Genomic DNA, 23,890 nt, shown 5'->3' on the forward strand with positions numbered 1-23,890 from the left:
CCCCGCCGCGTCCGAAACTACCTCTAGGGCAGCATCTTTGGTGAGTGCGAGGGTCACGTCAGCGCGTCAGTGGTCGTGCTCGTGCACGTTACCGACGGCCGGTGGGGGGGCCTCTTCGCCGATGCGCTCGCGCGCCTCGGCCATCACGTCGGCGATCTTGAGCCGCGCCGACTCGGCGGCCTCCTCGGCCTTGCGGGTCCCGCGCAGCCCGAGCTCGGCGCTTCTGACGGCGGTCTCGTGCAGCGGAGCCTTGTTGAGGGCTTTGCGCGCCAGTTCGTAGGCGGTGACTCCGACGAATCCCGTGACTACCGTCCCCGCGGCCTTTGCCAACAGCCCGTACACCGCCATTCGCCCTAACCTTCCGTGCTGGTGTGTCTGCGTTGTGCCGACGTTAACATCGAAATATTGCGATATCAATATGGATCGCGCCGGCCGCGCAACCCGCGCAGCCTTCCCCCGTACGCTGAGCGGGTGCAAGAGGCAGCCAAAGCCGACATCCTCGCCGCGCTGGACGACAGCGGCAAGCGGCTGGTTTCGATGGTTCGGCAACTCGATCCGGAGCGCGCCGCGCGGCCTGTGCCCGGGCTCGCCTGGACGGCCGTGGAGACCGCGGCGCACGTGGTCACCGTGCTTGGTCGGCTGCTCGGCGATCGTCGACGCGGCGCCACCAACGAGGAGGTCGCCGAGCTGAACGCGACCTGCCTCTCGGAGTACACCGACCGAGACATCGCCGACGTCGCCGACCGGCTGGAGGCAAGTCTGCGGACCGTGATCGACCGCGTCTACGCCAAGGTCGACTTCGACCGGCAGTATCCGTTCCACGGTGGATCGACGATCTCGGCCGGTGGCGGCGCCCGGTGGATCCTGTGCGAGGTGCTCGTGCACGGTTACGACATCGCCGCCGCGACCGGAATCGAATGGGGCATTCCGGCCGCGGAGGCGTCCCTCGCGATTCGTGGCCCCGCCGAGTCGATGAATCGGCTGAGTGAGAGCGCGAGCTCGACCCGGCACCGGGTCTGTCTGGGGCAGGACGACATCGTCGAATTCGTCGCGTCTTCGGGGGCCGGGTCCGCCGGTGTCGGGCCGATCGACGCGCAACCCCGCGAGTTGCTCCTGGGTTTGTTCAAAAGAATTGACGTGTCCGATCCGCGGTTGGCGCTGCTTCTCGCCGATCTGCCCAATCTCTAGGTCGTTCCCTTAGAACACCCGGGTGACCTTCTCCGTCTCGATGCGGCGCCGCATGGCGGCCGGATCGGGGTTGGCGACCTGCACCAGCGACGCGCCGACGGCCAGCACCGACAGCAGGCCGTCCACCAGTTCGTCGGGCCCGGTCCATGGGGCGGTGGACAGCACCCGGTCGTTTGATGTCAAACCCCTTGCCGCCGCGGATGTTTCGCACGCGGCCAGCACCTCGTCCACCGATCGGCCCGCCAGCGCGGGTCCGGGAGCCCGTTCGGGAACTATCTGGTCGCCGTGCACCCGCACCGCGGTCGCGTAGTCGGTGACGCCGATCGGCACGTCGGGCGCGGGCCTGCCGAACGGGTCCAGCGACAGCACCGCGACTTCGCCGCCGGCCACCGCCATGTCGGCCTCGTCGAGCCGCTCGCCCGTGCACAACGCGAGGTCGGCCGGGCCGTCCAAAACAGCCTCGGCGCCGATCCACCACACCCCGAACAACACCGCCGCCGTCTGCCAATGCGCCGGAAGCAGGATCGCGATCCGGCTCGACGGGCCGGCGCCGAGCTCGTCGCGCAACAGGTTGCCGGTCTTGGCGGCCCAGTTGGCCAGGGTCACTCCGGACAGCTCGATCCGCTCGCCGGACGCGTCGTCGTAGTAGGTGATGCGCGGGCCGACCGGGTCGGCGCGCAGCATCGGGTCCAGGATCGCCCCGCTGAGCGTGCTCAGTTGATGCACTCCGGCTTGTCGGAGCCGGCGGTGAGGACCGGCGACGGCGGGGGCGCGCCGGGCGGCCCGGGTTTGGACGCGGCCGCGGGGGTCACCTGGCCGCTGGTGCCCCCCGACAGCCCGGAGCCCGGGCCGGTGTAGTCGTTGGCCAGCACCACCTTGACCGATCCCTGCGGTATCGACGTGTCGGCGATGACCGGCAGCCCGCCCAGTTCCTTGGACACCTGCTGGGCGCCCAAGTCGTCGGCCTTGGCCGCCCGCACCTGGCTGCTCTTGACGTGGCCGCCCTCGTTGTTGCCGACGGTTCCCGTGGTGAACCCCTTGGAGCTCAACACATCCGACACCGCCGCCGCCAGCCCGTTGATGTCGGTGTCGTTGACCACGTCGGCGCTGGTCTTGGCGGGCGTGTAGGCCAGCTCCTCGGTCTTGCCCTGAGATTGGTTGTCCAGCAGGCTGGCGACCCAGTCCTGCACCTGGTGCGGGTCCACCCGGACCACGCTTTGCATGCCGTCGTCGCTCCAGCCGGATCCGTCCAGCACCGGGATGGTGGCGAAGGCGACCTTTCCGCCGGCGAGCTTTTGCAGCTGCCGCAGGAAATCCATCACGTCCCAGCCCGACGAGATCACCATGGAGCGCTGCACGGCCTGCTCCAGCCGGTCCAGCGTGGCCGGGCTGGACAACGTCCTGCCCGAGATGACCCGGTGGGCGAGTGAGGCCATCACCGCCTGCTGACGCACCACCCGGTCCAGGTCTCCGCGTGGCAGGTCGTGACGCTGGCGCACGAAGCTGAGGGCTTGCGGACCGTCGAGCCGCTGGCGGCCGGCGGGGAAGTCGGCACCCGAAAGTGGTTCGAACACAGCCTCTTTGAGGCACACGTCAACGCCGCCGAGCGCGTCGGTGATCAGTGCGAAACCGAGCAGTCCGATCTCGGCGTAATGATCGACGGTGACACCGGTGAGGTCGGCGACGGTCTTGATCAGGGCCTCGCGGCCGGCCTCGGTGCCCGCGGCCTCGGCCTCGGCGGCCGACGCGCCGGCCCGCACCAGGCTGGCCCGCTTGGCCTCCCGGGTCTGGCCGTAGACGCCGTTGATCTTGGTCTTGCCCAGACCCTGGGCCTGGACATAGGAGTCGCGCGGGATCGAGATCGCGGTCGCCGACTTCCCGTTGTTGGGAATCCGGACCAGGATGATGGTGTCGGTGTTGGTGGCCTCCTCGTCGCCGGCCCGCAACGTCGCAAGCTCCTCGGCCGACAAGGGATTGCCGTGGGCGTCGGTGCGGCTGTCCACGCCGACCAGCAAAATGTCGATCGCGCCGTCGTCGCCGCCCTTGCCCAGCGACGGCGCGGACATGTGAAAGATGCCGTCCTCGAAGGCGTGCACGTTGCTCCACGCCACCCCGGTGCCGACAACGACCGCGACGGCCAGCGTGGTGGAGAGCGCACGAATCACACGGTGCACAGGCATCACACTAGGTTACTTGCGACACACCGGCATGCGGGGTAGCCAGCCCCGGCGTGCCCGGGCCGCGCCCGGGGCATGTCAGACTCAACGCATGTTGGGCAGGTTGGTCATCACAGGTGCGGGCGGGCAGCTCGGCGGCGTATTGGCGGCCCAGGCCTCTGAAAAGGGCTCTGACCAGGGCTCTGAAAAGGGCTCTGACGTGCTGGCGCTGACGTCGTCGCAGTGGGACATCACCGACCCCGAGGCCGCCGAGCGGATCGTCCGCAAGGGCGACGTCGTGATCAACTGCGCGGCCTACACCAACGTCGACGGCGCCGAGAGCGACGAGTCGAGGGCGCACGCGGTCAACGTCACCGGCCCAGGCCACATCGCCCGGGCCTGCGCGCGCGCCGGCGCCCGGCTGATCCACGTCTCCACCGACTACGTGTTCGGCGGTGACCCGGCGGCGCCGCGGCGGCCCTACGAGCCCAGCGACCCGACCGCACCCCTGGGGGTGTACGGGCATACCAAGCACGCCGGTGAACTGGCCGTATTGGACGCCTTGCCGGAGGCCGTCGTGGTGCGCACGGCCTGGGTCTACACCGGCGGGACCGGCAGGGACTTCGTCGCCGTCATGCGCCGGCTGGCGGCCGGGGACGGCCCGGTGGAGGTGGTCGACGACCAGGCCGGTTCGCCGACCTACGTTGCCGACCTGGCCGCCGCGCTGCTGGAGGTGGCCGGCGCGGGTGTGTCGGGGCCCATCCTGCACGCGGCCAACGGGGGCGAGACGTCCCGATTCGAGCAGGCGCGCGCCGTGTTCGAGCTATGCGGCGCCGACCCGGAGCGGGTGCAGCCGGTTCCCACCACGAAAAACCCGCGCCCGGCGCCCCGGCCGGGCTATTCGGCGCTGGGCAGCCGGGAATCGGCCGAACACGGCCTGACGCCGCTAAGGCCCTGGCGCAGTGCGCTTGTCGCGGCGCTGGCTGCCGCTAATCTCAACGCGTGACTGACGTGCTGCCGGTCGTGGCGGTGACCTACTCCCCGGGCCCGCACCTGGAGCGTTTCCTGGCCTCGCTGTCACACGCCACCGAGCGTCCGGTGAGCGTGGTGTTGGCCGACAACGGCTCCACCGACGGGATGCCGCAGGCCGCGGTCGAGCGCTACCCGAACGTGCGGCTGTTCGAGACCGGAGGCAACCTCGGGTACGGAACCGCGGTGAACCGCGCGGTCGCGGCGCTCACCCCCGAAGAGGGCGCCGACGACGAGTGGCTCATGGTGGCCAACCCCGACGTGCAATGGGGCCCCGGCAGCATCGACGCCCTGCTCGACGCCGCCGCCCGCTGGCCGCGCGCGGGGGCGCTGGGCCCGCTGATCCGGGACCCCGAAGGGGCGGTGTATCCGTCGGCGCGCCACCTGCCGAGCCTGATCCGCGGCGGCATGCACGCGGTGGTCGGACCGTTCTGGCGTGGCAATCCGTGGACCGCGGCCTACCGCCAGGAGCGGCAGGAGCCCACTGAACGGCCGGTGGGCTGGTTGTCCGGCTCGTGCCTGCTGGTGCGCCGGTCCGCGTTCAGCGAGGTGGGCGGATTCGACGAGCGCTACTTCATGTACATGGAGGACGTCGACCTCGGCGACCGGCTCGGCCGGGCGGGCTGGCTCAACATCTATGTGCCGTCGTCGGAAGTCCTGCACCATCTGGGCCATTCCACCGGGCGCGATCCGGCGATCCACCTGGCGGCGCATCACAAAAGCACGTATCAGTTCCTCGCCGACCGGCATCCCGGTTGGCGGCGGGCCCCGCTGCGATGGACGCTGCGGGCATCGTTGGCGCTGCGGTCGCGTCTGATGGTGCGCAGCTCGCGCCGCAGGTTGCTCAAGGAAGAAGGGCGGCGCTGAATGACGACCTCCGACGTCGATGCGGTGGTGCTGGTCGGCGGCAAGGGCACCCGGCTGCGGCCGCTGACGCTCTCGGCGCCCAAGCCCATGCTGCCCACCGCGGGACTGCCGTTCCTCACCCACCTGCTGTCCCGGATCGCCGGGGCCGGAATCGAACACGTGGTGCTGAGCACGTCGTATGAGGCCGGGGTGTTCGAGTCGGAGTTCGGCGACGGGTCCAAGCTGGGCTTGCAGATCGACTACGTGACCGAGGCCAGCCCGCTGGGCACCGGTGGCGGCATCGCCAACGTCGCCGACCATCTGCGCCACGACACCGCCATGGTGTTCAACGGGGATGTGCTCTCCGGCGTCAACCTGGGCGAGCTGCTGGAATTCCACCAGACCAACGGTTCGGATGTGACCCTGCACCTGGTGCGGGTCGGCGACCCGCGGGCGTTCGGCTGTGTGCCCACCGACGAAAAGGGCCGCGTCGTCGCGTTTTTGGAGAAGACGCAGGACCCGCCGACCGATCAGATCAACGCGGGCTGCTACGTCTTCAACCGCGCCATCCTGGACCGGATCCCGCGGGGCCGCCAGGTTTCGGTGGAGCGCGAGGTGTTCCCGGCGCTGCTGTCCGACCCCGGCGTGAAGGTGTGCGGCTACGTCGACGCCACCTACTGGCGCGACATGGGCACGCCCGAAGACTTCGTGCGGGGTTCGGCCGATCTGGTGCGTGGCATCGCCCCGTCGCCGGCCCTGCAGGGCCACCGCGGCGAACAGTGGGTGCACGACGGCGCGGCGGTGTCTCCCGGCGCGGTGCTGATCGGCGGCACGGCCGTCGGGCGGGGCGCCGAGATCGGGCCGGGCGTGCGGCTCGACGGCGCGGTGATTTTCGACGGCGTCAAGGTCGAAGCCGGCAGCGTCATCGAGCGCTCGATCATCGGCTTCGGTGTGCGGGTCGGCCCGCGGGCGCTGATCCGCGACGGCGTGATCGGCGACGGGGCCGACATCGGGGCGCGCTGCGAGCTCCTGCGCGGCGCCCGGGTGTGGCCGGGCGTCGCCATTCCCGACGGCGGGATCCGCTACTCCTCCGACGTGTAGCTTCCAGCTTCCGTGCCGGCGGTCACGCTAGCGTGACGCTCGGTGGGTAGCCCGGGCGACCAGATACGCCAGCGCCGGATCCGTTCCGAGCGGCAGCGAGTCGGCCGGCCACCACCGCAGGTCGTCGGACTCGTCGCTGATCGCGATCTGCGCGCCGGCCGGCGCGTGCGCGACGAACTGCAGGTCCAAATGGCGGGTCGGCACGCCCAGCGAACACGTCACCGGGTGCACGTGGATGGCCGCCAACTCCGGCACGATGCGCAGGTCGGTGACCCCGGATTCCTCGACGGCCTCGCGCAGGCCGGCGGCCACGATGTCCACGTCGTCGTCCTCGCAGTGCCCGCCCAGCTGTACCCAGCGCCCCAGCCGCGGGTGCAGGGTGAGCAGCACCCGGGTGCCGCTGTCGTCGAGCACCAGCGTCGAGGCCGTGACGTGGCCCGGTACGCACTCGCGCAGGCAGGCGTCGTCGCGGCCCTGCACGAAGGCCAGCACCGCGTGGCGCAACGCATCCTGGGCCGCGTCGGGCGCCTGCCACTCGGTGAGCACCGCGATCGTCGAATCCCGCAGGCTCATCGCGATCCTCGCTTCGCCCGGCGCTCGCGCAGCGCCACCCACGCCGACCGACACCGCGCCACCACGTCCGGCGACCAGCCGAGTCCGTCGATCAGCACGCGGCGGTCCACCACGTCGAGCGCCTTGTCGATCTCGTTGGCCTTCAGCAACAGGTCGACGTCGGCGGCGAGGTCGCGGTCCGCGTAAACCGTTGGGGGAATGGGCAATTGCTCGGCCTCGCCGGGCTCCAGCTCGAGGATGCCGCCGCCATAGCTGCGGCCCATGATCTCGGCGAAGGCGAATGTCGCGCTGTTGTGGAACACCGCGGCGAGCGCGGTCGGATCGATCCCGGGCTTGACCCGCACCCGGTGCACCGTGTCGGTGCTCGTCGCCGCGGCGGCGTTGACGGTCAGCCGCGGCGCCCGGTGGATCTGGCGCAGCATGAACAGATCGGGAAACCATAACGACGGCGTGCTCCACCACGGGGTGCGAATCGAGCACTTGTAGCCGGCGTGGACCCCGGCCGCCGCCCCCGCGTCGATGTGCGCCAACAGCGCCAAATCGGTCGGGCTGTCCGGTGCGTCGAGCAGCCAGGTCCGGTGCTGCGCGGCGATATCGGTTGCGCGGCAGTCACTGTCGTAGACCAGGCCGGACAGCTGCATGCTGCGCGAGACGAGCGGAACGCAATGCGAGGTCAGTCCCAGCGTTTCGGCTTGGCTGTCGGTGAAGGTGAAGAAACTGTTGCGTCCGGTCACGATGCCCACGTCCACCTCGGCCACCCGGCCGAGCGTGGTCAGTGTGTCGCAGCGCTTGAGTGCTCGCAGCAGCTGGATCTGCTCGGGCCGCAGGAAATACTTGGTCCACTTCTCCGATTCGTGCAGCAGCGCGGGCGCCGATTCGACGTCGAGATCGGCGTGCTCGAGCGCGTCGGCGTCGCGCAGCTGCACCGTGCGGATCCGCGCCGGCCCGGCGCCGCGCACCCCGCAGAACAACACGACCTCCTGCAGGATGCCGTCGAACACCAGCCGTTCGAACGTCACCAGGGTGATCTCGGTGAACCGGCTCAGCAGGAACTCGCGCAACTGGGCGGCGTAGCTGACTTGCAGCAATTCGGCGGGCAGCACCAGCCCGACGCGTCCGCCGTCGCGCGTCAGGACGGTGCTCGCGACGACGAAGGGGACCCAGGCGTTGGTCAGCCGGGTGGGTCGAAGGCCGTTGCGCCGCATCAACTCCAGCGCCGGCTCGCGTTGCTCGGCGGCCCAGTTGCCGAAGCGGATGTAGGGCGGGTTGCCCGCCACCGCGTCCCAGCCGCCCGCCTCGTTGCCGCGCAGCCAGGTGAACAGGTTCTCGGTGTCGACGGGCGCGTGGGCGCGCGCCTTGGCCGCCTCGGACGCGACGAGCTCGACGCCGCGGGCCCGGTCCCCCAGCTCGCGCAGGATCGCGCCGTCCCCGCAGGACGGCTCCAGGATCTTCGGCCCCGCCGCACGAACCCAGCGGGCCAGGAATCGGGCCACCGCGGCGGGGGTGTAGTAGCCGCCGCGCACCTTGTCCGGTGACGCGGCGGCCTTGCCGGCGAACGCTGTCATGTGCGCGTCATTTGCGGATCAACAGGTCGGTGGCGGCGACCGGGTCCCGCGGGCCGGCCGGCTCCTCGGGGTAGCCAATCGCGATGGCGCCCAACGGCTCCCAGTCGGCCGGCAGTTCTAGCTCGGAGCGGACCAGGTCGGCGGCGAAGATCGTGGAGCCGATCCAGCAACTGCCCACCGCGCGCACGGCCAACGCCACCAGCAGCGCCTGCACGGCCGCGCCGACCGCGACGGTGAACATGGTGTGTTCGGCGTCGGTGCGAGCGGCGTCGGGGTAGGCATGCGCGCCGTCGGGGACCAGAAACGGGATGATCACATCCGGTGCGTCGTAGAGGATCTGGCCCCGCGCCACGCGTCGCTCAACGGAATCCGCAGGCCTGCCGTCGCCGGACAGGTCTTGGCGCCATTTGTCTTTCATGCGGTCCAGCAATCGGGTCCGGACGACCGGGGTCTGCAACCAGACGAAGCGCACCGGCCGGGTGTGGTGCGGGGCCGGTGCGGTGAGTGCCTCGGCCACCGCCTCCTCGATCAGGTCCGGCGGCACCGGTTCCGCGGCGAACCGACGCACCGACCGGCGCAACAGCTGGGCCTGCCGGCGGCCCGCGTCGAGGGCCTCGGCGGTGCCGAGCCAGAACAGGTCTTCCTCGCCGGGGCGCAGCAGGTGTCGCGCCGTGGAGCCGTCGTCGGTGACGGACAGCCCGCGCACGACGGCCACCGGCATCGCGGTCAATTTGCCCTTGACCAGATCGGCCGCCGCGGCCACCTCGTCGGCCACCGCGATCTCGGTGACCACCAGCTCGTTGCCGTGTTGGTCGACGGCGCCCGCGTAGCCGTGCAGCACCGCCAGCCCCGCGGCGCCGACGGCGGCGTCGGTTTGGCCGTTGCGCCAGGCGCGGCCCATGGTGTCGGTGACCACCACCGCGACGGTGACGCCCAGCCGGTCGCGCAGTCCGGCCCGCAGGGCCGCGGCACTGGCGTCGGGATCGACTGGCAACAGCGCGAGTTCGGCCCGCCCGACGTTGGACCCGTCCACGCCGGCGGCGGCCTGAATCAGCCCGATCCGGTTCTCGGTGATCAGGGTCCGGCCCTTGCGTGCCAGCACGCGCACGGCCTCGTCATCGACCAGCTTGCGGCGCAGCTCGTCGCGCGCCTCGGGGTCTTCGGGCGCTGCAACCAGCCGGCCCTCGCATTTGGACACCACCTTGCTGGTGACGACGACGACGTCGCCGTCGCGCAACCAGGGCGCGGCGGCGGCGACGGCAGCACTCAGATCGTCGCCGGGCCGGAATTCGGGAAGCCCCGCCACGGGCAGGATTTCGATCGCCGAGCCGGTGCCGTGCTCGACCACCGGGTTGGTCATGAAGCCACGCCCGCGATGTCCAGTCCCGCGGCCACCATCTTGGCGGTCGCCTGCGGGTCGCTCATCAACAGGGGTATCGCCTTGACCGCTACCCCTTCGATGTCCGCGTCGTCGCCCTCGTCGACCAGCCAGCAGTCGAGGATCCCGGTGCCGCGTCGCGACCCGAAGTGGCGGCCCACCGCCTCGGCGGTGGAGTCCACCCCGATCACCGAGAGGCACTTATCGGCCATGCCACGCAACGGCTTTCCGGCGATGATCGGCGAGTAGCCGACCACCGGGCCGGACGCCGCCCGCAACGCCGCGCGAATGCCGGGCACGGCCAGCACCGCGCCGACGCTCACCACCGGATTCGACGGCGCCAGCATGATGACATCCGCATCGGCGATCGCTTGCACGACTTCGGTTGTGGCGCTTGCCTGTTCGGCGCCCACATACGCGAAGCTATGGGTCACCGGCTTGGCGCGGTAGCGTACCCACCACTCCTGAAAGTGGATCGCCCGGCGGCTGTCGTCTGCCGGATCGGTGATCACCGCGTGCGTCTCGCAGCGGTCGTCGCTGGCGGGCAGCAGCCGTGCGCCGGGCTGCCAGCGGTCACACAGCGCGGTGGTGATCTGCGACAGTGGGTAGCCGGCGTTCAGCATCTGGGTGCGCACCAGATGCGTCGCCAGATCGCGGTCGCCGAGTTCGAACCAGTCGGGCTGCACCCCGTAGCGCGCGAGTTCGGCCATGGCGTGCCAGGTTTCGTCGCGGTGGCCCCAGCCGCGCTGCGGGTCGACGCCGCCGCCCAACGTGTACATGCAGGTGTCCAGGTCCGGGCAGACCCGCAGCCCGTGGATCCAGGCGTCGTCGCCGATGTTGACGATCGCGGTCAGCTCATGACCGGTGGTCGCTTGCGCCGCAAACTGACCCAGTCCCAGTAGCTGTTGCACCCCCAACAGGAAGCGGGCGCCGCCGACTCCGCCGACCAGCACGGTGACCTTCACATCGCACGACAGTACCCGCGGCGGGTTTGTGAGCAGTCGCACTCCGACACGCCGAGGGGCCGAAACAACAGAAACGCCGAAATTTGATCACGAGATGGTATGGAAATTCGCCGTTGTGCTTGACCAGCCAGGTCAACCCGTGTCTAATCACATCAGTGTCATTTCCCGGTTGGCCGGCCGGTTCCGGTGTCGCAGACCGAGATTCGATCACTTGTTCGAATTGTCTGTACATCAGAACAGCGGGAACCACATTCACTTCTAATCATAAGTGAGGAGGCGGGACAGCATGTCCTACGAGCACCTTCGCGGCGTAATGGGCGGCACACCGCACACCACTTTCGGTGCGGCCCCGATGGCCGAACCCTTAAGTGCCCGACCGTATTTGAGTCTGGTCACCGAGGCGCCGGTCGCCTTCGAGCCCGCTCCGGCCTTTGAAGACGAGGAGCTGCCGGCCGCCGATCAATGGCAGGACCGCGCGCTGTGCGCGCAGACCGACCCGGAGGCCTTCTTCCCCGAGAAGGGTGGTTCCACCCGGGAGGCCAAGAAGATCTGCCTCGGCTGCGAGGTGCGCAGCGAGTGCCTCGAGTACGCCCTGGCCCATGACGAACGCTTCGGCATCTGGGGCGGTCTCTCCGAGCGCGAGCGCCGCCGCCTCAAGCGCGGCATCATCTGAGCGCGGCCGGGTCAGTCGTCGTCGATCGTCGGGTCGATGACCGAGGGCTCGACGTCCAGATAGATCGCCACCTGAGCCACCAGGATCTCGTGCAGTAACTCGCCAAGTTCGATGGTGTCTTTCGCCCGCCGCTCGATTGGCTTGCGGAACAACACAACTCGCGCCCGCGTGGCGTTGCCGCGCACGTCGACGCCCGCGGGGATCAACCGGGCGAGCGCGATCGGGCCGTCCGCGACGACCTCGGGGGGCCACTGCACCGAATCGGGATCCTTCGCCGCGATGCGCGGGATCTCGTCGACCGCGACGTCCAGGTCGGCCACCCGGTCGTGCCAGCGCCGTTCGATGGGTTCGTAGGCCTCCAGCACCGCCATGTCGAATCGCTCGGCCCGGGTGCGCCAGCCCGGCACCGTCGGCGGTAGCAGCGGACCGCGCATGTCGCGGCCCCGCCGGGCGGCCCGAGCCGGGGCCGACCGTCCGCTCCGGGGGGAGCTGCGCGAATCGCCCACGCGCCCGATGGTAACGGTCGACCTCCGTTTATAACGGTTGAGGAGGCGCCTGGAACCGATGCGCGTGTCCGGCGCTTGCGGGGCGTTTGTGCACGCTAGCCTTTCGTTCGTGAACGTTCCCCGTCGCTGCTGCCGGCCCGGGTGTCCGCACTATGCCGTAGCGACCTTGACGTTCGTCTACTCGGACTCCACGGCTGTCGTAGGACCGCTGGCCACCGCGCGCGAACCCCACTCGTGGGATCTGTGCGTCGGCCATGCCGGCCGCATCACCGCACCGCGCGGGTGGGACCTCGTACGCCATGCCGGACCCTTTTTGACCGAGCCCGCCCACCCCGACGAGGACGACGAACTGGTCGCCCTGGCCGATGCGGTGCGCGAGGGCGCGGATCGGGTTCCGCAGGGCGGCGCGCCCGCCCCCGGTTTCACCGATCCCTTCGGCCCCGTTTCCAACGGTCACGGCCCTCATTCGGGTGTGCAGGCCACCGCGCCGAGCGGTGGCGTCCTGGCGCCACCCGAGCCGCGTTCGGGACGCCGGCGGGGGCATTTGCGGGTTTTGCCCGACCCCTCGGACTAGCACGGGACTAGCACGGGCCTAGTCGGAGCTAGCCGGACTGGCCCCAACCGCGGCCTGCTCGGGCCGATAGGCTGACGGCGAGTAGTCGAAGAAGTCCATGTCGTCAGGAGGCCTCGCATGGGTCGGCCCGCCGCGGCTGTCAACCGGGTCATCAAGGCTTACGACGTTCGGGGGCTGGTCGGCGACGAGATCGACGAGTCGCTGACGGCCGAGATCGGCGCCGCGTTCGCGCGCTTGATGCGCGCCGAGGATGCGCGGCAGGTGGTGATCGGCCACGACATGCGCGACAGCTCGCCGAAGCTGTCCGCCGCCTTCGCCGACGGGGTGACCAATCAGGGCCTGGACGTGGTGCGCATCGGCCTGGCCTCCACCGATCAGCTCTACTTCGCCTCCGGGCTGCTGGACTGCCCGGGCGCGATGTTCACCGCGAGCCACAACCCGGCGGCGTACAACGGCATCAAGCTGTGCCGGGCGGGCGCCAAACCGGTCGGCGCGGACACCGGGCTGAGCCTCATCCGCGACGACCTGATCACGGGAATCTCGGCCTACCAGGACCATCAAGGCCGGCCCGGGACCATCACCGATCGCGATGTGCTGCGCGACTACGGCGAATTCCTGCGCTCGCTGGTCGACACCTCCGGGCTGCGCCCGCTGCGGGTGGCCGTGGACGCCGGCAACGGCATGGCCGGTCACACGGCGCCGGCCGTCCTGGGCGCGATCGGGTCGATCACGTTGCTGCCGTTGTACTTCGAGCTCGACGGATCCTTCCCCAACCACGAGGCCAACCCGCTCGACCCGGCGAACCTGGTGGACCTGCAAAACTTCGTCCGCGCCGTCGGTGCCGACATCGGGCTGGCCTTCGACGGCGACGCCGACCGATGCTTCGTGGTCGACGAACGCGGCGAGCCGGTTTCCCCGTCGACGGTGACCAGCCTGGTGGCAGCCCGCGAGCTGGGCCGGGAGATCGGCGCAACCGTCATCCACAACGTGATCACGTCGCGGGCGGTGCCCGAACTGGTCGCCGAGCGCGGCGGCACCCCGCTGCGCTCGCGGGTCGGGCACTCCTACATCAAGGCGCTGATGGCCGAGTCCGGCGCGATTTTCGGCGGCGAACATTCGGCGCACTACTACTTCCGTGACTTTTGGGGCGCCGATTCCGGGATGCTGGCCGCGCTGTACGTGCTGGCCGCGCTCGGCGAGCAGGAACGGCCGCTGTCGGATCTGACCGCCGACTATCAGCGCTACGAATCGTCGGGGGAGATCAACTTCAAGGTCACCGACGCCGCGTACTGTGTCGATGCCGTGCTGAAGTCGTTTGAGACCCGGATACATTCCATCGATCACCTGGACGGGGTGACGGTGGATCTGGGCGACGACAGCTGGTTCAACCTGCGCAGCTCCAACACCGAGCCGTTGCTGCGGCTCAACGTCGAGGCGCGCACCACCGAGGCCGTCGACGCGGTGGTGGCCCAGATCAGCGCACAGATAGCCGCGGGAGAAGCCGGGCCGTGAACACCACCTGGGCGATCGATCTCGAAGACGCCGAGGGCCTAATCGCCGCCGACCGGGAGGGTTTGCTGCGGGCCGCGTCGATGGCCGGCGCGTCGGTGCGGTCCGTGGCCGCCGCGGTGCAGGAAGGCGCGCTGGATTCGCTGCGCATCGACGAGCGTCCACGCTCGGTGATCTGGGTCGCCGGCCGGGGTAACGCCGAGACCGCCGGCGCCATGCTGGCCGCGACGCTGGCCGGGACCGCCGAAGAGCCGATCGTGGTCGCCGCCGCGGCGCCGCCCTGGGTCGGGCCGCTCGACGTGCTGATCGTCGCGGGGGACGACCCCGGCGATCCCGCGTTGGTACAGGCCGCCGCGACCGGGGTGCGCAGGGGCGCGCGCGTCGTGGTGGCGGCGCCGTATGAGGGGCCGCTGCGCGACAGCACGGCGGGGCGCGTCGCCGAGCTTGCGCCGCGGCTGCAGGTCCCCGACGAGTTCGGGCTGTGCCGCTACCTGGCGGCGGGCCTGGCGGCGTTGCACACCGTGGACCCCAAACAGCGCATCGATCTGGGCGTGCTCGCCGACGAACTGGACGCCGAGGCGCTGCGCAACAGCGCCGGCCGCGAGCTGTTCACCAACCCGGCCAAGACCATCGCCGCGCGGATCTCCGGTCGGAAGGTGGCGCTGGCCGGCGACTGTGCCGCCACGATCGCGCTGGCCCGGCACGGCAGTTCGGCGTTGCTGCGCATCGCGCACCAGGTCGTCGGGGCCAGCGCGCTGGCCGACGCGGTCGTGGCGTTGCGCGCGACCTCGGGACAGGGCGGCAACGACCCCGCCGCGGTGGATGCGCTGTTTCACGACGAAGAAATCGACGGGCCGCTGCCCGAGCGGCTGCGGGTGTTGGCGTTGACGTTGGGCGGCGAGCGCACGGTGGTGGCCGCTCGGGTCGCCGGCCTGGACGTCGACCTGATCGCGGCCGACGACGTGCCGGAAGCGCCCGGCGCACCGGACGTATCCGTGGCTTCACCAGCGCAACCGGGGGCAGGTCGCGCCGAGCAGCAACTGGCGATATTGGCCGTTCGGCTGGAGATGGCCGCGGTTTACTTGCGATTGGTGCGGGGATAAATAGGACAGTGGAACTTCTACGCGGAGCGTTGCGGACATACGCGTGGGGATCGCGCACCGCACTGGCCGAGTTCACCGGGCGGCCCGTGCCGGCCGCCCACCCCGAGGCCGAACTCTGGTTCGGCGCGCACCCGGGCGACCCGGCCTTTCTGGAGACCGAGCAGGGCGAGACGTCGTTGCTGACGGCCCTGGGCGCCGACCCGGAAGGACAGCTCGGATCCGCCTCCCGGGCCCGGTTCGGCGACGTGCTGCCGTTCCTGCTCAAGGTGCTGGCGGCCGACGAGCCGCTGTCGCTGCAGGCCCACCCCAGCGCCGAGCAGGCGGTGGAGGGCTACCTGCGGGAGGAGCGCCTGGGCATTCCGGTGAACTCGCCGGTCCGCAACTACCGGGACACGTCGCACAAGCCGGAGCTGTTGGTGGCGCTGCAGCCGTTCGAGGCCCTGGCCGGTTTTCGTCAGGCGTCGCGAACCATCGAGCTGCTGCGGGCCTTCGCGGTCTCCGACCTGGACCCGTTCATCGATCTGCTCAACGACCAGTCCGACGCCGACGGTCTGCGCGCGCTGTTCACCACCTGGATCACCGCACCCCAACCCGACATCGACGTCCTGGTACCTGCCGTGCTCGAGGGCGCCATCCAGTACATCAGCTCGGGCTCAGGCGAATTCGCGGCCGAGGCCAAGACGGTGCTCGAGCTCGGCGAACGCTATCCCGGCGATGCCGGGGTGCTGGCGGCGCTGTTGCTCAACCGGATCAGCCTGGCCCCCGGCGACACCATCTTCCTGAGCGCCGGCAACCTGCACGCCTATCTGCGCGGCGTCGGTGTGGAGATAATGGCCAACTCCGACAACGTGTTACGCGGCGGCCTTACCCCCAAACACGTCGACGTGCCCGAGCTGCTGCGGGTGCTGGACTTCACCCCGACCACCGAGGAGCGGCTGCGCGCACCCACCCGCCGCGAGGGGCTGGAGCTGATCTACGAGACCCCGACGGACGAGTTCGCCGCCGCGCTGATCACGCTCGACGGCGACCATCTCGGCCACGAGGTCGACGCGCCGTCGCATCACGAGGGCCCGCAGATTCTGCTGTCCGTCGAGGGCGCCACGACGGTGCACGCCAAGTCCAAGTCGCTCACGCTGGAACGCGGCATGGCCGCCTGGGTGGCGGCCGACGACGGCCCGGTTCGGCTGGTTGCGGCCGAGCCCGCCAAGTTGTTTCGGGCGACTATCGGGTTGTGACCGCCCGGTCGTTGGCCACCCGGCGCGTGCGCTCCCTGGTCCACAGCCGCAGATTGTGCGCGATGGCGCGGCCGATGATCCGCGGCGGCGGCACCATGTAGAGGCTGTCGAGCAGCGAGAACCGCCGCAGAAACCATTCGGCCAGCACGGGTTCGGTTTCGGCGGCCCCGAGGAACTGGTCGAACAGCTTGCCGGACGGCCGCCACCACCAGGGAATGGATTCCACCGCCGCGTGGTGAAAGGTGATGTCGCCGATGGCGTTCATCATCCACACCGGGTAGGTGCTCTTGGCGGTGGCGCGGTTGAGTTGGCGGGCCAGGTCGGCATCCGGGGACCGCAACGCGCGCCGCAGATGGCTCGCCTGCAGTGCCGTCATCGTCATGCCCTGCCCGAAGGTGGGGTTGAAGCTGGCCACGGCGTCACCGACGGGGACGATCCCGGCGGGGAAGCGGTCCAGCTTGTCGTAGCGGCGCCATTTGCTGGCCGGAAACGCGTGGAACGCCGGGTCGCCCAGCGGCTCGGCCCGGGACACCGCGTCGCTGAGGTGGGCCGGCAGCAGCTCGGCGGCCAGCGCCAGCATCCCGGGGAACGCGTCCGGTGGCTTGATGCCGGCCACGCCGAAGGTGGTCAACACCCAGGTGCCGTCCTCGTAGCACAGCATGCCCAGGCCCAGGGACTTGTCGTGGGAGGCGCCGGCGATCACCACCTTCTCGGCGATCAGGCCGTCCGGGATGCGGAGCTGCTGGGTGGCGTAGTTGATGCCGATGTCCACGGTTTGCTCGACGGGTTTCTCAAACCCCCACTGCGCCAACCACACCGGCAGTCGGGTCCCGCGGCCCGCCGCGTCGACGACGAGGTCCGCGTCGACGATTTCCGCGGCATCGCCAATGTCCAACCGCACGCCGGTCACGCGTTGCCGCGCCGCGTCGAAGATGGGCTCCTGCACGGACCGCCGCTGGATCTCGACGTTGCCGAGCTCGCCGATCCGGCGGCGCAGCTGCCACTCCAGGTGCGGCCGACTGGGCACGTAGGCGGTGAACTCGTCGCGCAGGGTGCGTCCCGTCCCGAGGACGTGCCCCGCGGCGCCCAGGTGGATACAGTCCGGCCGGTTTTCCAGGATCGGCACCCCCGCGGCGACCATGTCCTTGAGCAGCCCGGGAAACAGGTTCTCGAACTCGATCGCTCCCCGGGCCATCAGCATGTGTAAATGCCGATCCTGCGGCACCGTCGCGCGGTTTGCCGGTTCGTCCGGCAACTCGTCGCGCTCGTAGACGGTGACGCGGTCGTAGCGGTCGGCCAGCACGCGCGCGGCGCTCAATCCGGCGATGCTGGCTCCGATCACCACGGCGTGGTCGCTCGAGTTCCGCGCGCTAACCGGCATTGCCGCAGAGTACCCAGTACTGTGCGGACCTATGGCCGGTCGATGGCGCACCAAGTCGGTCGAACAGTCGATCGCCGACACCGACGAGCCGGACACCAAGCTGCGCAAGGACCTGACCTGGCTGGATTTGGCGGTGTTCGGTGTCGCCGTGGTGATCGGCGCGGGCATCTTCACCGTCACCGCGTCGACGACGGGCGACATCACCGGCCCGGCGATCTGGATCTCCTTCGTGATCGCGGCCGCGACCTGCGCACTGGCGGCGCTGTGCTACGCCGAGTTCGCCTCGACGCTGCCGGTTGCGGGCAGCGCCTACACCTTCTCCTACGCCACGTTCGGTGAATTCATCGCCTGGATCATCGGCTGGAACCTGCTGCTGGAATTGGCGGTCGGCGCGGCCGTGGTGTCCAAGGGCTGGTCCAGCTACTTGGGCACGGTGTTCGGATTCGCCGGCGGCACAGTCAAACTGGGGGCGATGCAGGTCGACTGGGGCGCGTTGCTGATCGTCGCCGCGGTGTCGACGCTGATCGCGTTGGGCACCAAGTTGTCGTCGCGGTTCTCCCAGGTGATCACCGCCATCAAGGTGTCGGTGGTCCTGCTGGTGGTGGTGGTCGGCGCCTTCTACATCAAGTCCGCCAACTACTCGCCGTTCATTCCCAAGCCGGAAGCCGGCCGCGACGCCGAGGGCGTCAACCAGTCGGTGTTGTCGCTGCTGACCGGCGCGCACAGCAGCCATTACGGCTGGTACGGCGTCCTCGCGGGCGCGTCGATCGTGTTCTTCGCGTTCATCGGCTTCGACATCGTGGCCACCATGGCCGAGGAGACCAAGAACGCGCAGCGCGACGTCCCCCGGGGGATCCTGGCGTCGCTGGCGATCGTGACCGTGCTGTACGTCGCGGTCTCGGTGGTGCTGTCCGGCATGGTCTCCTACACCCAGCTCAAGACCGTCGGGGGCCGAGGCTCGGCGAACCTGGCCACGGCGTTCACGGCCAACGGGATCACCTGGGCAAGCAAGATCATCGCGGTCGGCGCACTGGCGGGGCTGACCACCGTGGTGATGGTGCTGATGCTCGGGCAGTGCCGGGTGCTCTTCGCGATGGCGCGCGACGGGCTGTTGCCGCGCGGCCTGGCCAAGACCGGGGCGCGGGGGACACCCGTGCGGATCACCGTGCTGGTCGCGGTGGTGGTGGCGGCGACGGCGGCGCTGTTCCCGATCAGCAAGCTCGAGGAGATGGTCAACGTCGGGACGCTGTTCGCGTTCGTCTTGGTGTCCGCCGGGGTCATCGTGCTGCGCCGCACCCGGCCCGATCTGGAGCGTGGGTTCCAGGCTCCAGGCGTGCCCTGGCTCCCGATCGCCTCGATCTGTGCCTGCGCCTGGCTGATGCTGAACCTCACCACGCTGACCTGGGTGCGTTTCGGTGTCTGGCTGGTGGTGGGAACCGCCATCTACCTGGGCTATGGGCTGCGGCACTCGGCGCAGGGCCGGCGGCAAGACCGCGCGGCCCCCTCTTCGGCCACCGAGACTGCGTCCAGCGCGTAAAAATCGACGAATTTGCGCTCTGAGCGCAGTTTCGATGCCTAGGACGCTTTACAAACTATGGCTCTATGTCTAGACACAAGACGCAAAGCCATATATTGTCCAACGCATGACCACACAGCTCACCCGCGAAGCACCCGCAACCAAATGGCGCGACAAGAAGCGCTACCTGTGGCTCATGGGGCTGATCGCCCCGACGGCGTTGTTCGTCATGCTGCCGATCGTCTGGGGCATGAACCGCGCAGGCTGGCATGGCGCCGCACAGGTACCGCTGTGGATCGGGCCGATCCTGCTCTACATCCTGTTGCCCGTGCTCGACCTGTTCTTCGGACCCGACGGGCAGAACCCGCCCGACGAGGTGATGCAGCGGCTGGAAAACGACAAGTACTACCGCTACTGCACCTACATCTACATCCCGTTCCAGTACCTCAGCGTGCTCCTCGGCGCCTACCTGTTCACGGCGGACAACTTGGGGTGGCTGGGCTTTAGCGGCGGCCTGAGCTGGGTCGGCAAGATCGGGCTCGCGCTCTCGGTCGGGATGCTCGGCGGGGTGGGCATCAACACCGCACACGAGATGGGACACAAGAAGGACTCGCTGGAACGCTGGCTGGCCAAGATCACCCTGGCGCAGACCTGCTACGGCCACTTCTACATCGAGCACAACCGCGGTCACCACGTGCGGGTGTCCACCCCCGAAGACCCGGCGTCCGCCCGCTTCGGCGAAACGTTCTGGGAGTTCTTGCCCCGCAGCGTTTTCGGCAGTTTGCGCTCGGCCGTGCACCTGGAGGCGCAGCGCATCCGCCGACTCGGGCGCAACCCGTGGAACCCCAAGACGTATTTATCCAACGACGTGCTCAACGCCTGGGCGATGTCGGTGGTGCTGTGGGGCGTGCTGATCGCGGTCTTCGGCCCGGCGCTGATCCCGTTCGTCGTCATCCAGGCGGTCTTCGGCTTCAGCCTGCTCGAGACCGTCAACTACCTCGAGCACTACGGGCTGCTGCGGCAGAAGAACGCTAGCGGCCGCTACGAGCGCTGCGCGCCGGTGCACAGCTGGAATTCCGACCACATCGTCACCAACCTGTTCCTGTACCACCTGCAGCGGCACAGCGATCACCACGCCAACCCCACCCGCCGCTACCAGACGCTGCGCAGCATGGCGGGCTCGCCCAACCTGCCCAGCGGGTACGCGTCGATGATCTCGCTGACCTACTTCCCCCCGCTGTGGCGCAAGGTGATGGACCACCGGGTGCTCGACCACTACGACGGCGACATCACCCGGGTCAACCTGCAGCCACGCGTGGCGGCCAAGCTGCTGGCCCGGCACGGGAGGGGGGCATGAACCCAAAGGCGTACCAGTGCCCCGTCTGCGAGTACGTCTACGACGAGTCCAAAGGCGAAGCGCGCGAAGGCTTTCCGCCGGGTACGCCGTGGGAGCAGGTTCCCGACGACTGGTGCTGTCCCGACTGCGCCGTGCGCGAGAAGCCCGATTTCATACCGATGGGAGCAACCTCATGAGCGACTACAAACTCTTCCAGTGCGTCCAGTGCGGCTTCGAGTACGACGAGGCGCTGGGCTGGCCCGAGGACGGCATCGCACCGGGCACCCGCTGGGACGACATCCCCGACGACTGGAGCTGCCCGGACTGCGGCGCGGCCAAGTCGGACTTCGTCATGGTGGAAGTGGCGCGGCCGTGACCGATACTGTCGCGCCTGTGAAGCGGATGCCCTACGCCGAGGCCTCACGGGCCCTGTTACGGGACTCCGTGTTGGACGCGATGCGCGACCTGCTGCTGACCCGGGACTGGTCGGCGATCACGCTGGCGGACGTGGCCCGCGCCACGGGCATCAGCCGGCAGACGATCTACAACGAGTTCGGTTCGCGGCAGGGCCTGGCGCAGGGTTACGCCCTGCGCCTGGCCGATCGCCTGGTCGACACCATCAAAGACACCGTTGACGCCAACGTCGGCGATATCCACACGGCGCTGCTGCAGGGTTTTCGCGAGTTCTTCGCCGAGTCGGCCGCCGACCCGCTGGTGATCTCCCTGCTCACCGGCGTCGCCAAACCCGATCTGCTGCAGCTCATTACCACCGACAGCGCGCCCATCATCACCCGCGCCTCGGCGCGACTGGTGTCGGCGTTCAACCAGACCTGGGTCGCGATCAGCGACGAGGACGCCGGCGTGATTGCGCGGGCCATCGTGCGGCTGTGCCTGAGCTATGTGTCGATGCCGCCCGAATCCGATCACGACGTCGCGGCGGACCTGGCCCGGTTGTTGGCGCCGTTCGTGGAGCGCCATGGGGTGATCGACACCGGGCCTTAAATCGCACCGACTAGAGTGGCGGCGGAACATACCCAGGCTAAGTAAAAGGATGAGCCCGCCCATGACGACGACCGAAAGTTCGCTCACCGCCGACGTCCGCAACGGCATCGATTTCAAGGTCGCCGACCTGTCGCTGGCGGATTTCGGCCGTAAGGAACTCGACCTGGCCGAGTACGAGATGCCCGGCCTGATGTCGCTGCGCCGCGAATACGCCGAAGTGCAGCCGCTGAAGGGCGCCCGCATCTCCGGCTCGCTGCACATGACGGTCCAGACCGCCGTGCTGATCGAGACGCTGGTCGAGCTGGGCGCCGAGGTGCGCTGGGCCTCGTGCAACATCTTCTCCACCCAGGACCACGCGGCCGCGGCCGTCGTCGTCGGCAAGCACGGCACTCCCGAAGAGCCCAAGGGAGTGCCCGTGTTCGCGTGGAAGGGCGAGACGCTCGAGGAGTACTGGTGGGCCGCCGAGCAGATGCTGACCTGGCCCGACCCGGACAAGCCGGCCAACATGATCCTCGACGACGGCGGTGACGCCACCATGATGGTGCTGCGCGGCATGCAGTACGAGAAGGCCGGCGTCGTCCCGCCCGCCGAGGACGACGACCCCGCCGAGTGGAAGGTCTTCCTGGGCGTACTGCGCAACCGCTTCGAGACCGACAAGACGAAGTGGACCAAGATCGCCGAGTCGGTCAAGGGCGTCACCGAGGAAACCACCACCGGCGTGCTGCGGCTCTACCAATTCGCCGCGGCCGGCGACCTGGCCTTCCCGGCGATCAACGTCAACGACTCGGTGACCAAGTCCAAGTTCGACAACAAATACGGCACCCGGCACTCGCTCATCGACGGCATCAACCGCGGCACCGACGCGCTGATCGGCGGCAAGAACGTGCTGATCTGCGGCTACGGCGACGTCGGCAAGGGTTGCGCCGAGGCGGCCAAGGGTCAGGGCGCCCGGGTCAGCGTCACCGAGATCGACCCGATCAACGCGCTGCAGGCGCTGATGGAGGGCTTCGACGTGGTCACCGTCGAGGACGGCATCGCCACGGCCGACATCGTCGTCACCGCGACCGGCAACAAGGACATCATTTCGCTCGAGCACATGAAGGCGATGAAGGACCACGCCATCCTGGGCAACATCGGCCACTTCGACAACGAGATCGACATGGCCGCGCTGGAGCGCTCCGGTGCGACGAAGCTCAACATCAAGCCGCAGGTCGACCTGTGGACGTTCAAGGAGACCGGCAAGTCGATCATCGTGCTGTCCGAGGGCCGGCTGCTCAACCTGGGCAACGCCACCGGCCACCCGTCGTTCGTGATGAGCAACAGCTTCGCCAACCAGACGATCGCCCAGATCGAGCTGTGGACCAAGAACGACGAGTACGACAACGAGGTGTACCGGCTGCCCAAGCACCTCGACGAGAAGGTGGCCCGCATCCACGTCGAGGCCCTCGGCGGCAAGCTGACCAAGCTGACCAAGGACCAGGCCGAGTACCTCGGTGTCGACGTCGAGGGCCCCTACAAGCCGGACCACTACCGCTACTGAGTGTGCTGATCGCGATCGAAGGGGTCGACGGTTCCGGCAAGCGCACGCTGACCGACGGGCTGCGCAGCGCCTTCGAGGCGTCCGGAAAATCCGTGGCCACCCTGGCTTTCCCGCGGTACGGGCGGTCGACGACCGCCGACATCGCGGCCGAGGCGCTGCACGGTCAGCACGGCGACTTGGCGTCGTCGGTGCATGCGATGGCGATGCTGTTCGCGCTCGACCGCGCCGGCGCGATCGCCGAGATCGAGGCGTTGGGCCGTGAGCACGACGTGGTGATCCTGGATCGCTACGTCGCCTCCAACGCGGCCTACACCGCGGCGCGCCTGCATCAGGACGCGGCGGGGGAGGCGGTCGCGTGGGTGGGCGCGCTGGAGTATCAACGCTTCGGGCTGCCCCGACCGGATTGGCAGGTGCTGCTCGACGTCCCCGCCGAGCTCGCCGGGCAGCGGGCCCGCAGCCGCGCCGAGAGCGAACCGGACCGCGCGCGCGACGCCTACGAACGGGACGACGGACTTCAGCGGCGCACCGGCGCGGTGTATGCCGGACTGGCCGCCGCGAGTTGGGGCGGGCGATGGCTGGTCGTCGACGCCGACGTCGACGCGGCCCGGTTGGCGGCCACTTTCGCGGGCCAATAGTTGGCCAACAGTCGGCCAATTAGCACAGAAATGTCACGATTTGGCGCTATCGGGCACGAAACGCCCGTGTGGTGCGCCG

Annotated in this window: 25 protein-coding genes; 16 read left to right on the forward strand and 9 right to left on the reverse strand. The window is 69.3% G+C overall.

What is annotated here, in order from left to right; all coding sequences use genetic code 11:
• Nucleotides 1-66: 66 nt before the first annotated feature.
• Complete coding sequence (locus G6N66_RS04310; RefSeq protein WP_085231486.1) at nucleotides 67-348, reverse strand: DUF1490 family protein; 282 nt, start codon at nucleotides 346-348, stop codon at nucleotides 67-69.
• A gap of 123 nt (nucleotides 349-471) precedes the next feature.
• Here G6N66_RS04310 and G6N66_RS04315 point away from each other — a divergent pair, with 123 nt between their 5' ends.
• On the forward strand, nucleotides 472-1,188 hold the full coding sequence (locus G6N66_RS04315) for a DinB family protein (protein ID WP_139825060.1): 717 nt from the start codon (nucleotides 472-474) through the stop codon (nucleotides 1,186-1,188).
• Nucleotides 1,189-1,197: 9 nt separating this feature from the next.
• Here the strand turns inward: G6N66_RS04315 and G6N66_RS04320 are convergent, their stop codons facing one another.
• Both G6N66_RS04320 and G6N66_RS04325 read right to left on the reverse strand, forming a co-directional pair.
• Nucleotides 1,198-1,914: a TIGR03089 family protein gene (locus tag G6N66_RS04320; RefSeq protein WP_197747035.1), complete on the reverse strand. Its 717-nt coding sequence runs from the start codon at nucleotides 1,912-1,914 to the stop codon at nucleotides 1,198-1,200.
• Nucleotides 1,902-3,368, reverse strand: coding sequence for an LCP family protein (locus G6N66_RS04325; RefSeq protein WP_085231484.1), 1,467 nt, complete (start codon nucleotides 3,366-3,368; stop codon nucleotides 1,902-1,904). Before G6N66_RS04325 ends, G6N66_RS04320 begins: the two co-directional genes overlap by 13 nt.
• Before the next feature lie 88 nt (nucleotides 3,369-3,456).
• Between G6N66_RS04325 and rfbD the strand changes: the two genes are divergently transcribed.
• The 3 genes from rfbD to manB are packed head-to-tail and all read left to right on the forward strand — an operon-like array spanning nucleotide 3,457 to nucleotide 6,320.
• The gene (rfbD, locus tag G6N66_RS04330; protein ID WP_085231483.1) at nucleotides 3,457-4,350 is read left to right on the forward strand and encodes a dTDP-4-dehydrorhamnose reductase; all 894 of its coding nucleotides are present in this window, start codon (nucleotides 3,457-3,459) and stop codon (nucleotides 4,348-4,350) included.
• Complete coding sequence (locus G6N66_RS04335; RefSeq protein WP_085231482.1) at nucleotides 4,347-5,240, forward strand: glycosyltransferase family 2 protein; 894 nt, start codon at nucleotides 4,347-4,349, stop codon at nucleotides 5,238-5,240. Before rfbD ends, G6N66_RS04335 begins: the two co-directional genes overlap by 4 nt.
• The gene (gene manB, locus G6N66_RS04340) at nucleotides 5,241-6,320 is read left to right on the forward strand and encodes a mannose-1-phosphate guanylyltransferase (RefSeq protein WP_085231481.1); all 1,080 of its coding nucleotides are present in this window, start codon (nucleotides 5,241-5,243) and stop codon (nucleotides 6,318-6,320) included. It abuts the gene before it with no gap.
• A 27-nt stretch (nucleotides 6,321-6,347) separates the two neighbouring features.
• On the opposite strand, the gene G6N66_RS04345 is transcribed toward manB, so the two are convergent.
• The 4 genes from G6N66_RS04345 to cofD are packed head-to-tail and all read right to left on the reverse strand — an operon-like array spanning nucleotide 6,348 to nucleotide 10,801.
• A complete protein-coding gene (locus G6N66_RS04345; RefSeq protein ID WP_085231566.1) occupies nucleotides 6,348-6,893 on the reverse strand; it encodes an NUDIX hydrolase in 546 nt (181 codons plus the stop codon).
• On the reverse strand, nucleotides 6,890-8,458 hold the full coding sequence (locus tag G6N66_RS04350; RefSeq protein ID WP_085231480.1) for an Eco57I restriction-modification methylase domain-containing protein: 1,569 nt from the start codon (nucleotides 8,456-8,458) through the stop codon (nucleotides 6,890-6,892). The genes G6N66_RS04345 and G6N66_RS04350 overlap by 4 nt, the downstream gene beginning before the upstream one ends.
• Nucleotides 8,459-8,465: 7 nt before the next feature.
• Nucleotides 8,466-9,818, reverse strand: a complete 1,353-nt coding sequence (locus tag G6N66_RS04355) for a coenzyme F420-0:L-glutamate ligase (RefSeq protein WP_085231479.1) — start codon at nucleotides 9,816-9,818, stop codon at nucleotides 8,466-8,468.
• Nucleotides 9,815-10,801 (reverse strand): 2-phospho-L-lactate transferase, encoded by a 987-nt coding sequence (gene cofD, locus G6N66_RS04360; RefSeq protein WP_085231478.1) that lies wholly within the window; start codon nucleotides 10,799-10,801, stop codon nucleotides 9,815-9,817. The genes G6N66_RS04355 and cofD overlap by 4 nt, the downstream gene beginning before the upstream one ends.
• A 313-nt stretch (nucleotides 10,802-11,114) precedes the next feature.
• Here cofD and G6N66_RS30240 point away from each other — a divergent pair, with 313 nt between their 5' ends.
• On the forward strand, nucleotides 11,115-11,474 hold the full coding sequence (locus G6N66_RS30240; protein WP_085231477.1) for a WhiB family transcriptional regulator: 360 nt from the start codon (nucleotides 11,115-11,117) through the stop codon (nucleotides 11,472-11,474).
• Nucleotides 11,475-11,485: 11 nt separating this feature from the next.
• On the opposite strand, the gene G6N66_RS04370 is transcribed toward G6N66_RS30240, so the two are convergent.
• Nucleotides 11,486-11,908, reverse strand: coding sequence for a metallopeptidase family protein (locus tag G6N66_RS04370; RefSeq protein WP_085231476.1), 423 nt, complete (start codon nucleotides 11,906-11,908; stop codon nucleotides 11,486-11,488).
• A 181-nt stretch (nucleotides 11,909-12,089) separates the two neighbouring features.
• Here G6N66_RS04370 and G6N66_RS04375 point away from each other — a divergent pair, with 181 nt between their 5' ends.
• The 4 genes from G6N66_RS04375 to manA all read left to right on the forward strand — a co-directional run bounded on the left by G6N66_RS04375 (nucleotide 12,090) and on the right by manA (nucleotide 16,401).
• Nucleotides 12,090-12,554 (forward strand): DUF3499 domain-containing protein, encoded by a 465-nt coding sequence (locus G6N66_RS04375; RefSeq protein ID WP_197747036.1) that lies wholly within the window; start codon nucleotides 12,090-12,092, stop codon nucleotides 12,552-12,554.
• Nucleotides 12,555-12,671: 117 nt separating this feature from the next.
• Entirely contained in the window at nucleotides 12,672-14,066 is a 1,395-nt protein-coding gene (locus tag G6N66_RS04380) for a phosphomannomutase/phosphoglucomutase (protein WP_085231474.1), read from the forward strand.
• A complete protein-coding gene (locus G6N66_RS04385) occupies nucleotides 14,063-15,166 on the forward strand; it encodes a TobH protein (RefSeq protein ID WP_085231473.1) in 1,104 nt (367 codons plus the stop codon). Before G6N66_RS04380 ends, G6N66_RS04385 begins: the two co-directional genes overlap by 4 nt.
• An 8-nt stretch (nucleotides 15,167-15,174) precedes the next feature.
• Nucleotides 15,175-16,401: a mannose-6-phosphate isomerase, class I gene (gene manA / locus G6N66_RS04390; RefSeq protein ID WP_085231472.1), complete on the forward strand. Its 1,227-nt coding sequence runs from the start codon at nucleotides 15,175-15,177 to the stop codon at nucleotides 16,399-16,401.
• On the opposite strand, the gene G6N66_RS04395 is transcribed toward manA, so the two are convergent.
• Nucleotides 16,388-17,746, reverse strand: coding sequence for an FAD-dependent oxidoreductase (locus tag G6N66_RS04395; protein WP_139825068.1), 1,359 nt, complete (start codon nucleotides 17,744-17,746; stop codon nucleotides 16,388-16,390). The two genes, manA and G6N66_RS04395, sit on opposite strands and share 14 nt — an antisense overlap.
• A 67-nt stretch (nucleotides 17,747-17,813) precedes the next feature.
• Between G6N66_RS04395 and G6N66_RS04400 the strand changes: the two genes are divergently transcribed.
• The 7 genes from G6N66_RS04400 to G6N66_RS04430 all read left to right on the forward strand — a co-directional run bounded on the left by G6N66_RS04400 (nucleotide 17,814) and on the right by G6N66_RS04430 (nucleotide 23,811).
• On the forward strand, nucleotides 17,814-19,319 hold the full coding sequence (locus G6N66_RS04400; protein ID WP_085231470.1) for an amino acid permease: 1,506 nt from the start codon (nucleotides 17,814-17,816) through the stop codon (nucleotides 19,317-19,319).
• 106 nt (nucleotides 19,320-19,425) lie between these two features.
• Entirely contained in the window at nucleotides 19,426-20,655 is a 1,230-nt protein-coding gene (locus G6N66_RS04405; RefSeq protein WP_085231469.1) for an alkane 1-monooxygenase, read from the forward strand.
• On the forward strand, nucleotides 20,652-20,831 hold the full coding sequence (locus G6N66_RS04410) for a rubredoxin (RefSeq protein WP_085231468.1): 180 nt from the start codon (nucleotides 20,652-20,654) through the stop codon (nucleotides 20,829-20,831). Before G6N66_RS04405 ends, G6N66_RS04410 begins: the two co-directional genes overlap by 4 nt.
• Nucleotides 20,828-21,010 carry a rubredoxin gene (locus G6N66_RS04415; protein ID WP_085161191.1) on the forward strand — a complete coding sequence of 61 codons (183 nt, stop codon included), beginning with the start codon at nucleotides 20,828-20,830 and terminating at the stop codon, nucleotides 21,008-21,010. Before G6N66_RS04410 ends, G6N66_RS04415 begins: the two co-directional genes overlap by 4 nt.
• 26 nt (nucleotides 21,011-21,036) lie before the next feature.
• On the forward strand, nucleotides 21,037-21,636 hold the full coding sequence (alkX, locus tag G6N66_RS04420) for a TetR family transcriptional regulator AlkX (RefSeq protein WP_085231565.1): 600 nt from the start codon (nucleotides 21,037-21,039) through the stop codon (nucleotides 21,634-21,636).
• A 61-nt stretch (nucleotides 21,637-21,697) separates the two neighbouring features.
• Entirely contained in the window at nucleotides 21,698-23,176 is a 1,479-nt protein-coding gene (gene ahcY / locus G6N66_RS04425; RefSeq protein ID WP_085231564.1) for an adenosylhomocysteinase, read from the forward strand.
• 2 nt (nucleotides 23,177-23,178) lie between these two features.
• Nucleotides 23,179-23,811 carry a dTMP kinase gene (locus G6N66_RS04430; protein WP_085231467.1) on the forward strand — a complete coding sequence of 211 codons (633 nt, stop codon included), beginning with the start codon at nucleotides 23,179-23,181 and terminating at the stop codon, nucleotides 23,809-23,811.
• Nucleotides 23,812-23,890 lie beyond the last annotated feature (79 nt).

The organism is Mycobacterium conspicuum, from assembly GCF_010730195.1.
Lineage (GTDB): Bacteria > Actinomycetota > Actinomycetes > Mycobacteriales > Mycobacteriaceae > Mycobacterium > Mycobacterium conspicuum.